We start from the raw sequence: 11750 nt of genomic DNA on the forward strand, positions 1-11750 counted from the left end.
GTCAGGCGACATCGATTGGCCACATGGTTTGCGGAAATTCTCATGGTCCAGATATCGAACGTCGCTGTCACTGCCGCTCCCTACCATTGCGCGGCAGAAAACGATGTTTGCATAGTAATTCCGTCCGCAGCCACCATTCATAGAGTAACCACATGCCCAATCTTGCCAAGCTTCAGCTCGCCTTCAAGAATGTCTACGTGCGCATCGGTGCCGGCCTCCTGTTCGTGCTGCTTGTCGGCTTGGCCATCTACAGTGCCGACGTGGAGCAGAACACCAGCCCGCTGGTCCATTCGCAAGACATTTCGCGCATCACCGCGCTCGCTGCGCAAAAGGACAAGCTGGAATACCTGATGGTGGCCAAGCCGCTGTCGGAATCGCCGCGCTACATCTTCAAGTTCAAGGATGCGCCCCAGCTGCACGTGATCAAGGTGCCGAGCACCTCGCACCTGAGCCTGGAGCGCGAAGTGCTGCTCAAGAACGCGATTCCCTATTCGATCGCCAAGGAAGACTACCTGGCATCGCACAAGGCGGTCCTGCTCGACGAAGGCCAGAGCGCCGCCAGCGCCGAAGCGATCGCCTTCCTCAAGCGCCATGCGCTCGATATCTTCCTGATTCTTTTGATTCTCTACGCGATCAAGTTCGGCATTCCGGGCATGGGCATGAGCGCCGCCGTCATCATGCCGGACAAGCTCAAAGGCAGCATGGATGACCTGATCGGCATGGACGACATCAAGCAGGAAGTGCTGCATTTGGAAGACATGATCCGCAACCGCGGCGAATACAAGTCGCACAACATCGACAAGCCGTTCAACGTGATGCTGACCGGCCCCGCCGGCACCGGCAAGACCAAGCTGGTTGGCTACCTGGCCAAGAAACTCAATGTGCCGCTGATCCAGGCATCCGGCTCGGCGCTCGAATCGGGCTACGTGGGTGGCGGTTCCAAGGCCCTCAATGCGCTGTACCGCAAGGCGTGCGCGCGCGGCAGCTGCATCATCTTCCTGGACGAAGCGCAAACCCTGTTCATGCCGCGCGGCCGTGGCGAGAAGAAGTGGGAAGACGATACCGCCAACACGCTTTTGGGCCTGCTCGACGGCGTCAAGAGCGACAAGGGCGCCGGCGTGATCTGGGTAGTGGCCTCGAATTTCGACGATGCGTCGGTCGAGATGGACGAAGCGATGCTGCGCCGCTTCTCGGTCAAGATCAACTTCCGCCTGCCGAACAAGGGCGAGCGCGGTGCGCTGCTCAAGAGCTTTTTGGGCCGCAAGAAGGATGGCCTGGTCGACTGGAACGACCTCGATCTGGGCCAGGTCGCCGAAATGACGGCCAACCTCAGTCCCGCGCTGCTGGAAACCGTGGTCGAACGCGCCAGCATGATCTCGATCCAGGAAAAGGCGATCATCAACACCGACCTGATGTTCCGCGCCTTCGAGCGCGCCACCCTGGGCCTGACCGACCGCGCCACCACGGCCGAAAAGCACAAGCAGCGCGAGCGCGTGGCGCTGCATGAACTGGGACACTTCTTCATGCAGATCGACCCCTATCTGCGCCAGGGCATGACCTTGGCCGAGGTCAAGGAAAAGTCGCACCTGCTCAAGATCAGTACCGAATCGGTGTCCAAGCTTGGCGCGCTGGGGTATGTGCTGCAGTCGGGCGACGATGTCTCGCTGCGCACGCTGGAAGAACTGGAGCAGGACGTGATCCAGCTGTACGGCGGCGTCGCAGCCGAGGAACTGTTTTATGGGGCGCGCGGGATTTCCGTGGGCAGCCAGAACGATATCGAAAAAGCCACCAAGATGCTCAACCTGATGGTCAACCGCCTGTCGATGTATTCGCGTTCGAAGATCGACTACACGCAGTTGAAGCACGAAGGCAGCGGCGAGCACACCATCCGCCAGGTGGAAGAGAAGTCGGACGAGTTATACAGCTACACCCTGGGCGCGATCCGCGATTACAAGGCAGTGATCGAGTCGCTCAAGGATACCTTGCTCGATCAGTACGTGCTGTCGAAGGATGCCGTGTTCGCGCTGCTGGAAGAGCGCCGCGATCTGCTGGCCTTCCACGTTGCCAGCCAGCGTTTGGGTAATCTGAAGCTGTGTACCGAGGCTGCCGCGGTCTAATAACGTCCCTTGGCACCGCTAAAAGAAGTTCCGTCGTTCCCGCCGAGTGCCGCCTTGGCGCGGGAACGACGAGCTAGTTGTTAATGCGGCTTCACCCCCGCCAGTTCCACGCCGACCCGCTCCGCCATGCTGCGCGCCAGCTCGCGCTCCCCGACGAACACCTGGCTGCCGGTCTCCTTGCGCAGCAATTGCGCCTCTTCCTCGTTATGCGTGCGCACCAGCGTGCGAATCCCCGGATTGAGCGCGCGTGCCGTCTCGATCATGGCACGCACATGGAAGGTATCGGGCGTGGCAATCACCAGCAAGGCCGCGCGCGCGATATGCGCCTGGATCAGCACCGCCGGTTCCGCCGCGTTGCCCGCCACCGCCGCGATATCGCGCTTGCGCAGCTGGTCGACCAGCTCGCGGTTCTGCTCCGCCACCACGATATGCACGCCCTGCGCCATGAGCGCATCGGCGATCATGCGTCCGACCCGCCCGTACCCGACCAGCACCACCTGGCCGCTCAGGCGCTCCTGCGGCACCGACATCGGCAGCTCGGCCAGCGGATCGGTCGAACGTTCCAGCTTGCGCGCCGCGTCCGACTTGCCGCGCAGCCAGCGCTGCAGCGGCTCGATCGTCTTGAACAGCAGCGGATTGAGCGCGATCGAAATAATCGCTCCAGCCAGGATCAGGCTCTGGCCCTCTTTCGGCAGCAAGCCGAGCGCCATGCCCAGCGCCGCCAGGATGAACGAGAACTCGCCGATCTGCGCCAGGCTGGCCGACACCGTCAGCGCGGTATTGAGCGGATAGCGCAGCGCGATCACCAGCGCGAACGCCACCAGCGACTTGCCGAACATGATCACGCCGACCACCGCCAGCACCCTTAGCGGGCTCTCGACCAGCACCATCGGATCGGCCAGCATGCCGACCGAGACGAAGAACAGCACCGAAAATGCATCGCGCAGCGGCGGCGATTCCTCGGCGGCGCGGTGGCTCAGGGGTGACTCGCGCAGCACCATCCCGGCAAAGAACGCGCCCAGCGCGAACGACACCCCAAACAGCTCCGACGAACCATAGGCGATGCCCACCGCCGTGGCGACGACGGCCAGCGTAAACAGTTCGCGCGAGCCGGTGCGCGCCACGCGCCACAAGAACCACGGGAACAGCTTGCGCCCGACCACCAGCATGAACACAATGAAGGCGGCAACCTGGCCCAGGGTTAGCCCCAAGGTTTTCCAGATGTTCGCGTCCGCAGCGGCGGCGGCGCCATCCGGGCCTGTTCCGCCCAAGGCACCGGCCAGCGCCGGCAGCATCACCAGCATCAGCACCGTCACCAGGTCCTCGACCACCAGCCAGCCGACCGCGATGCGGCCGTTGATCGAATCGAGGATGCCCAGGTCTTCCAGCGCGCGCAGCAGCACCACCGTGCTGGCCACCGACAGCGCCAGCCCGAACACCAGCCCCGCGCCCAGGCTCCAGCCCCACAGGTGCGCCATGCCGATCCCCATGCCGGTGGCCGCGCCGATCTGCAGCACGGCCCCGGGCAGCGCGATGGCGCGCACTTCCATCAGGTCGTCCAGCGAGAAGTGCAGGCCAACCCCGAACATCAGGAGCATCACGCCGATTTCGGCCAGTTGCCCGGCCAGCGCCACGTCGGCAACGAAGCCCGGCGTGGCCGGCCCGATCACGATCCCGGCGGCCAGGTAGCCGACCAGCGCCGGCAGCTTGAAGCGCACGGCGATCATGCCGAATATGAGGCCGAAGCCAAGTGCGGCGGCGATGGTGGTGATCAGGCTGATGTTGTGGTGCATACGGACGCTCTCCTCGTGATGGACGGAGCTCCCAGTATAGGGTACATGCCTCTGTAAAGACGCCTACGGCACCGTGGCCAGCGCCAGCAGCACCTTGCGCACCGAGGCGCGCACCGCCAGGAATTCGGCGCGCCGTCCGGATTTATCGAGCCGGAACAGCATCAGGCCTTCGATCTGCGCCACCATCAGGATCGCGCGCTGGCGGTATTCGTCGTCGCCGATGGCGGGATTGAGGCCGCGAATGAGCTTGAAGATGGCCTTGCGCTCGCGTGCCATCATGGTATCCATCAGGCTCGATGCGAAGGCATTGCGCGAGGCCAGGGCCCAGATCTCGAAGAAGATCGCATGCGTCACCGGGTCGGTGATCTCGTCGAGGAACATGTCGCAGGTCGAGAAAAACTGGTCCAGGCGCGAGGCGCTCGTCATGGCCGCCGAAATCGAATCCATCTTCGACTGGAACAGGTCCATCGTATAGAGCAGCAGCGCTTCGAGCAGCGCATCCTTGCTCTGGTAGTAGTGCTGCACGTTCGAGAGGCTGATGCCCACCTCCTGTGCCACCCTGCGCATCGACAGCCCGGCATAGCCCTCGGCTGCGAGCAGGGTGCGCGCCGCGCGCAGGATATCGTGGGCCCGTCCCAACCCTTTTTCGGTGGTGACGGAGGCTTTGTGTTTGAGGGCGCTGGCGACGGTACTGGACATGGGACGGATTATCGCATGGCGCTATGCAAAGCAGGTCGGCTGACCTATAATCGGTGCACTAGGTCGAGCGACCTAGTTCATAAAACATCTCAGGAGACGCGCATGAGCCGCAACGTATTTGTCACTGGCGTGGGCATGATCCCGTTCGCCAAGCCGGGCGCCAGCGCGCCATACGACCAGATGGGCGCCATGGCGGCGCGCCAGGCGCTCGACGACGCCGGCGTGGCCTACGACGACATCGAGCAAGCCTATGCCGGCTACGTGTACGGCGACTCGACCAGCGGCCAGAAGGCGCTGTACCAGGTCGGCATGAGCGGCATCCCGATCGTCAACGTGAATAACAACTGCTCGACCGGATCGACCGCCCTGTTCCTGGCCCGCCAGGCCATTGCCAGCGGCGCCGCCGAATGCGTGCTGGTCCTCGGCTTCGAGCAAATGAGCCCGGGCGCGCTCGGTTCCGTGTTCGCCGACCGTCCCAGCCCGTTCGAGCCGTTCGATGCCGTGACCGATGAACTGGTCGGCATGCCCGACCTTCCGCTGGCGCTGCGCTACTTCGGCGGCGCCGGCCTGGCCCACATGAAAAAATACGGCACCCCGTTCGACGCCTTTGCCAAAATCCGCGCCAAGGCCAGCCGCCACGCCGTGAACAATCCGCTGGCGCTGTTCCGCAAGGAAGTGACCACCCAGGACGTGCTGGACGCGCCGATGATCTGGCCGGGTGTGATGACGCGCCTGATGGCCTGCCCGCCCACCTGCGGCGCCGCCGCGGCGGTGCTGGTATCGGAAGACTTCGCGAAAAAGCGCGGCCTGAAGGCGAATGTGTATATCGCCGCGCAAGCCATGACCACCGACCGTCCCGGCACGTTCGAGTCGGGCGACATGATGCGCCTGGTCGGCTACGACATGAGCCGCGCCGCCGCCGACAAGGTGTACGCGCAGGCCGGCATCGGCCCGGGCGAGCTCGATGTGGTCGAACTGCACGACTGCTTCGCCCACAATGAACTGATCACCTACGAGGCGCTGGGCCTGTGTCCCGAGGGCGGCGCCGACAAATTCATCAACGACGGCGACAACACCTACGGCGGCAAGGTCGTCACCAATCCGTCCGGCGGCCTGCTCTCGAAAGGGCACCCGCTCGGCGCCACCGGCCTGGCCCAGTGCTACGAGCTGACCCACCAGTTGCGCGGCAGCGCCGGGGCGCGCCAGGTCGACGGCGCCCGCATCGCCCTGCAGCACAATCTGGGCCTGGGCGGCGCCTGCGTGGTCACCATGTACCGGGCGGCATGATGGATATGCACTCCGCATCGCCCTGGATGACGCCCGAACTGGACGGCTTTCGCGACGCCGTGCGCCGCTTCGTGGACGGCGAAGTGGCGCCGCACCAGCAGCGCTGGCGCGAGCAGCAGCACGTCGACCGCGACCTGTGGCACAAGGGCGGCGCCATGGGCATCCTGTGCGCCGACATCCCTGAGCAGTACGGCGGTTCGGGCGGCAGCTTCGCGCACCAGGCCATCGTGTTCGAGGAACTGGGCTATTGCGGCGACATGGCCTTCGGCATCCACGTGCACGCCATCGTCGCCCATTACCTGCTGAACCAGGGCACCGAAGCGCAAAAGCTCAAGTACCTGCCCAAGCTGGCCAGCGGCGAGATGGTGGCGGCGATCGCCATGTCAGAGCCAGGCGCCGGCTCCGACCTGAAAGGCATCCGCACCACCGCCGTCAAGACGGCCGACGGCTACAAGGTGAACGGCTCCAAGACCTTCATCTCGAACGGCTACCTGGCCGACCTGGTCGTGGTGGTGGTCAAGACCGATGCCGACGCGGGCGCCAAGGGCGTCTCGCTGCTGCTGATGGAAACGAAGGAGAACCCGGGCTTTCGCGTCGGCCGCATCCTGGAAAAGGTCGGGCAAAAGGGCCAGGACACCTGCGAGCTGTTTTTTGATAACGCCCATGTGGCGCTGGACAATGTGCTGGGCGGCGCCGAGGGCCAGGGCTTCGCCCAGCTGATGACCGAGCTGCCGTACGAACGCACCATTCTCGGCGTCGCCGGCGTGGCCGCCATCGAACGCGCGCTGCGCCTGACAATCGACCACACGCGCGAGCGGCGTGCTTTCGGCCAGGCGCTGATCGAGATGCAGAACACGCGCTTCGTGCTGGCCGAAATCAAGACCGAGGCCACGATTGCGCGCATCTTCATCGACCGCTGTATCGCCGAGACCATCGCCGGCCGGATGGACACGGTGACCGCCTCGATGGCCAAATACTGGATCTCGGACCTGCAATGCAAGGTGATCGACCAGTGCGTGCAGCTCTTTGGCGGCTACGGCTACATGCTCGAATACCCGATCGCCCAGATGTACGTGGACGCGCGCGTGCAGCGCATCTACGGCGGCGCCAATGAGATCATGAAGGAAATCATCGCCCGTTCACTTTAGGAGTGCACCACCATGGCAGGACCGCTGGCAGGAATCAAAGTGATCGAAATGGCCGGCCTAGGACCCTGTCCGTTCGCCGCCATGATGTTGGCCGACATGGGCGCGCAAGTGATCCGCATCGAGCGCAAGACCGCGCCCGGCGCGGCCACCCCGTTCCCAATGCTGGGCACCAAGTACGACGTGCTGGCGCGCGGACGGCGTTCGCTGGCGCTGGACCTCAAGCAGCCGGCCGCGCAAGCGATCGCGCTGGACCTGATATCCAAAGCCGACGTCGTGCTCGAAGGCTTCCGCCCCGGCGTGATGGAACGTCTCGGCCTGGGACCGGACGCCTGCCTGGCGCGCAACGCCGCGCTGGTGTACGGGCGCGTCACCGGCTGGGGTCAGACTGGCCCGCTGGCGCAGGCGGCGGGGCACGACATCAACTACATCGCCCTGACCGGCATGCTGCACGCGATGGGCCGCGCCGATGCGCCGCCGGCGCCGCCCCTGAACCTGGTGGGCGACTTCGGCGGGGGAGGGATGATGCTCGCCTTCGGCGTGGTCTGCGCCGTGCTGGAAGCGCGCGGTTCGGGCAAGGGCCAGGTGATCGACGCCGCCATGACCGACGGCGCCGCGCTGCTCGGCGCCATGATGTACGGCCTGCGCGCGCAGGGCGGCTGGAGCGACCGGCGCGAGGCCAACCTGCTCGACGGCGGTGCCCATTTCTACGATACCTACGCCTGCGCCGACGGCAAGTTCGTTTCGGTGGGCGCGATCGAGCCGCAGTTCTACGCCCTGCTGCTCAAGCTCGCCGGCGCCGACGATCCGGCCTTCGACGCCCAGATGGACCCGGCCAGCTGGCCCCTGCTCAGCGACAAACTGGCGGCGCTGTTTGCGCGGCGCACGCGTGACGAGTGGTGCGCGCTGATGGAAGGGACCGACGCGTGCTTCGCGCCCGTGCTCGACCTGGACGAAGCGCCCCTGCATCCGCACAACGCCGCCCGCGCCAGCTTCGTGGAGGTCGACGGCGTGATGCAGCCGGCGCCGGCCCCGCGCTTTTCGCGCACGGTGCCGGAACTGGGCGGTGCCCCGGCCTATCCTGGCCAGCACAGCGCGGCGGTACTGATGGACTGGGGCTGGGATGACGCCGCGATTGCCAGCCTGGCGGCCCAGGGAGTCATTTAATCGGATGTTGCGCGTGTGTGGCCGGATTAACCGGCATCGGCGGCGATCAGGAGTAAGATCGTCATAGTCAAACACCATGCGGAGGCATCATGCAAGATACCCTGAACGGCCCCGATTCCTTCCCCGGGGACGACACGGCCGATGGCACGGCGGAAGCGCAGGCGATTCCGGGACGCGACCTGTTCATCGTCGCGACCTTCTTCACGCCGACCGATGCGCACCTGGTGCGCGGCTTCCTGGTCGCCGAGGGCATTCCCGCCGTCGTGGCCGACGCCAACCTGGCCCAGGCCAACCAGTTCCTGCTGCCGGCCATGGGCGGCGTGCGTGTGCTGGCACCGGCCGAATACCTGCAGCAGGCCCAGGACCTGCTGGCCGCGCGCGAGCATGGCGATTTCACCCTGAGCGACGACGCCGACGTCGGCCCGTCCGCCTAGGCGCCAGCGCTAGCGGTCGACCGTCGCCATCCATCCTGGCAGGGCGCCGATGCGCTGTGCCAGGAAGTCCATGAACAGGCGTGCGCGCGCCGGCTGGTAGCGCCTGGACGGATACACCAGCGCCACCTGCTGCGGCGTGCCGCTCCACGCCGGCAGCACGCGCACCAACTGGCCTGCCTGCACCAGGTCGTGCACCAGCCAGTGCGGACACAGGCCGATTCCGGCGCCGGCCAGCAGGCTGTCGCGAATCGCCAGCGCGTTATTGACCCGATAGCGCCCGCGCGTCGTCACCTTCACTACTTCCGCACCGCGCTGCAGCGCCATCTCGTCGCCCGTGGCCAGCCACGCAAAGCGGAGAAAATCGTGCCGCGCCAGGTCGTCCGGCAGCTTGATGCGTGGGTGCCGCGCCAGATAGGCGGGCGCCGCCAGCAGCGAGCGCGGTGATGCGGCAATCGTGCGGGCCACGGCATCGGGCGGCAGCGGCCCGCCCAGGCGCACGGCCACGTCCACGCCATCGCCGACCAGGTCGACGAAGCGGTCGTCGAGAATGAGTTCGATCTCGATATCCGGATGCAGTGCCAGGAATTCCTGCGCCAGCGCGTTCAGATGAAACTGGCCCAGCGCCACCGGAGCGTTCACGCGCAGCAGGCCCTGCGCTTGCCGCGCATGGCCGCGCACGTCCGCCAGCGCATCGTCGTACTCGTCGAGCAGGCGCCGGGCGCGCTCGTGGAAGCGCAGGCCTTCGGCCGTCGCCAGCAGGCCGGTGGTGCTGCGTTCGAGCAGGCGCACGCCCACATGCGCCTCCAGCGCGTTGATCGCCTTGCTGACCGTCGGCTGCGTGGTGCCGGATTCGCGTGCCACTGCCGACAGGCTGCCCAGGTCGACCGCGCGGGTGAACAGGTGCATCAGGCGCAGGGTATCCATCATCGCTCCTTATTCCATATTGGAATGGATGATAGTCGATTTACCCGTCTACCAGCGCTGGATGGAATGGCCTACCTTGAGCGGCTACTTCACTCAAAGGAGAAATACCATGTCGATATGGCGAACATTGCCGGTGCTGTTCATGTTGTGCGTTCAGGCTGCGGCCGCGAGTCCACACCGCTGGGTTGCCAGCTGGGGCGCCAGTCCCCAGGCGCGCTGGGACGACAGCTTCATCCTGCCGGTCGGGGTGCCGGCGTCGTTCGAGCGGCAGTCGGTACGCGATGTAGTGAGGCTGAGCGTGGGCGGGCGGCGCCTGCGCATCGTGCTGTCGAACCGCCATGGCGCGACGCCGCTGCAAGTGGGCGAGATGCGGGTTGGCCTGGCCGGCGACGGCGCCGCCGTGGTAGCGGGCAGCAGCCGCGCGGTGACCTTCGGCGGCAGTGCCCACGCCAGCGCGGCGCCTGGTGCGGTGCTGGTCAGCGATCCGGTCGACCTGCCCGCCGGCGCGTTGGCCCGGCTGGCCATCACGACCTACTACCCGGCGCCCACGCCGGTATCGACTTTTCACTGGGGCGCGCAGCAAACGCCGTATCTGGCACGCGGCAATGCCACGGCGGCGCCCGACCTGCCGGCGGCAGCGCGTTTTGCGGGCCGCGCGTTCCTGAACGCGGTGCTGGTCGAGGCGCCTGCCGCTGCGCGCAGTGTGGTGGTGCTGGGCGACTCGATCACCGACGGCAATGGCTCCTCGCCCGACCAGGACCGGCGCTGGACCGACGTGCTGGCGCAGCGCCTGGCGCCGGCCGGCGTGGGCGTCGTCAACGCCGGGATTTCCGGCGCACGCCTGCTGGGGGACCGCATGGGCGCCAATGCGCTGGCGCGCTTCGACCAGGATGTGCTGGCGCAGCCCGGCGTGGCCAGCGTGATCGTCATGATGGGCATTAACGACATCGGCTGGCCCGGCAGCCCGTTCGCGCCGCACGATACAGCCATGAGCGCCGAGCAGGTCATCACCGCCTTGCGCCAGCTGATCGCGCGCGCCCGCGCGCACAATGTGCGCATCGTCGGCGCCACGATCACGCCGTTCGAGGGGGCGCTGGCCGGCACGCCTTTCGAAGGTCATTACAGTCCTGCCAAGGAAGCGGTGCGCCTGCGCGTGAACCGCTGGATCGTCAGCGGCGGCGAATTTGATGCCGTGTTCGATGCCGATGCGGCGCTGCGCGATCCTGCGCGGCATGCGCGCATGCGGGCCGAATACGACTCCGGCGACCATTTGCATCCGGGTGACGGCGGCTACCGCGCGCTGGCACATGCGCTCGATTTGAGCGAGCTGATGGGAAAAAGCGAGCGCCGCGCTGAACCAGATGGCACCGGGAGGCGTCCAAGGAGATGAAATCACCTGCCAAGGAGTTGCCCATGAACGATTTTTTTGAAGCGCGCAACAAAAAGCTGATGCGCGACCTGCAAACCGCCGCGCTTAACGTGCTCGACCATAACCGGACCGAAGCGCTGTGCATGCCGATCGACGGCACCGACCCCGTGCTGTACGTGTTCGTGGGCGATGCCGCCGCCCTGGCGCGCCTGAGCGCCATCATCGACAGCGAGGGCGGTCCCATGAATTTTTCCTAGGGAGCCGGATGCCAGCGGGCGAATCAACGTAAAAAAACCCCTGAGCGGTTGAGGTCTCAGGGGTTTTAAGGCAAATCGTTATTTGCCGTGTTCGTGGTGGGATAGGTGGACTCGGATTGTGGCCTGTAAGCCGCACTGGCACTCACTCTCGCATATTCCAGCACGGTTTCTGCCCCTAAATCTGCCCCCAAATATTCTTTCTTAACCCTTGTGTGGAGAACTTGATTTTACCAAAATCAAATGCCCCGGATCAGGGCACTTCTCCCATGGCGGCAGACTAATTTTTCGCCTGCCATTTGCTGAATCCTTTGAAATAGGGGAAAAGTTCTGCGCGTGAGGGAACTAGGGGTGTCCAGGGAAAATCACCCCAGACTTTCGACCCGCCCCCTCGCGTACGCGCGCGCACAACGCTGCTGGTTGCCGGCCAGGGGATCGAGAACCCCGATTCGGGGGCCTGGCGTTTTGTGGGTTAGCGTTAAATTCGAGGGAGAGCGCGGTCCTGTTCTGCGTGGCCGTGCAGAGTTTCGATGCCCCCACTCTGGGTCTGATTCTGGCGGC

10 protein-coding genes are annotated in these 11750 nt (G+C 65.4%); 7 read left to right on the plus strand and 3 right to left on the minus strand.

Annotation, left to right across the window (positions count from 1 at the left end; translation table 11 throughout):
- Positions 1-152: 152 nt before the first annotated feature.
- On the plus strand, positions 153-2117 hold the full coding sequence (locus F2P44_RS12590; protein ID WP_167087034.1) for an AAA family ATPase: 1965 nt from the start codon (positions 153-155) through the stop codon (positions 2115-2117).
- Between the two features lie 80 nt (positions 2118-2197).
- On the opposite strand, the gene F2P44_RS12595 is transcribed toward F2P44_RS12590, so the two are convergent.
- On the minus strand, positions 2198-3910 hold the full coding sequence (locus F2P44_RS12595) for a cation:proton antiporter domain-containing protein (protein WP_167087035.1): 1713 nt from the start codon (positions 3908-3910) through the stop codon (positions 2198-2200).
- Between the two features lie 63 nt (positions 3911-3973).
- Positions 3974-4609, minus strand: a complete 636-nt coding sequence (locus F2P44_RS12600) for a TetR/AcrR family transcriptional regulator (protein ID WP_167087036.1) — start codon at positions 4607-4609, stop codon at positions 3974-3976.
- A gap of 102 nt (positions 4610-4711) precedes the next feature.
- Here F2P44_RS12600 and F2P44_RS12605 point away from each other — a divergent pair, with 102 nt between their 5' ends.
- The 4 genes from F2P44_RS12605 (at position 4712) to F2P44_RS12620 (ending at position 8642) form a co-directional block, all read left to right on the plus strand.
- A complete protein-coding gene (locus F2P44_RS12605; RefSeq protein ID WP_167087037.1) occupies positions 4712-5896 on the plus strand; it encodes a lipid-transfer protein in 1185 nt (394 codons plus the stop codon).
- Between the two features lie 5 nt (positions 5897-5901).
- Entirely contained in the window at positions 5902-7044 is a 1143-nt protein-coding gene (locus tag F2P44_RS12610; protein WP_441295292.1) for an acyl-CoA dehydrogenase family protein, read from the plus strand.
- A 12-nt stretch (positions 7045-7056) separates the two neighbouring features.
- On the plus strand, positions 7057-8208 hold the full coding sequence (locus tag F2P44_RS12615; protein ID WP_167087038.1) for a CaiB/BaiF CoA transferase family protein: 1152 nt from the start codon (positions 7057-7059) through the stop codon (positions 8206-8208).
- An 89-nt stretch (positions 8209-8297) separates the two neighbouring features.
- Entirely contained in the window at positions 8298-8642 is a 345-nt protein-coding gene (locus F2P44_RS12620; RefSeq protein ID WP_167087039.1) for a putative signal transducing protein, read from the plus strand.
- A gap of 9 nt (positions 8643-8651) precedes the next feature.
- Here F2P44_RS12620 and F2P44_RS12625 read toward each other — a convergent pair whose 3' ends face one another.
- Positions 8652-9566 carry a LysR family transcriptional regulator gene (locus F2P44_RS12625; protein ID WP_167087040.1) on the minus strand — a complete coding sequence of 305 codons (915 nt, stop codon included), beginning with the start codon at positions 9564-9566 and terminating at the stop codon, positions 8652-8654.
- A 109-nt stretch (positions 9567-9675) separates the two neighbouring features.
- Here F2P44_RS12625 and F2P44_RS12630 point away from each other — a divergent pair, with 109 nt between their 5' ends.
- Together F2P44_RS12630 and F2P44_RS12635 are read left to right on the plus strand one after the other, a co-directional pair.
- Positions 9676-10956, plus strand: a complete 1281-nt coding sequence (locus tag F2P44_RS12630) for an SGNH/GDSL hydrolase family protein (protein ID WP_167087041.1) — start codon at positions 9676-9678, stop codon at positions 10954-10956.
- A gap of 23 nt (positions 10957-10979) precedes the next feature.
- Positions 10980-11192, plus strand: coding sequence for a hypothetical protein (locus F2P44_RS12635; protein ID WP_167087042.1), 213 nt, complete (start codon positions 10980-10982; stop codon positions 11190-11192).
- The last annotated feature ends 558 nt before the right edge of the window (positions 11193-11750 follow it).

It is taken from the genome of Massilia frigida (assembly GCF_011682175.1).
In the GTDB taxonomy this organism is placed as follows: domain Bacteria; phylum Pseudomonadota; class Gammaproteobacteria; order Burkholderiales; family Burkholderiaceae_D; genus Telluria_A; species Telluria_A frigida.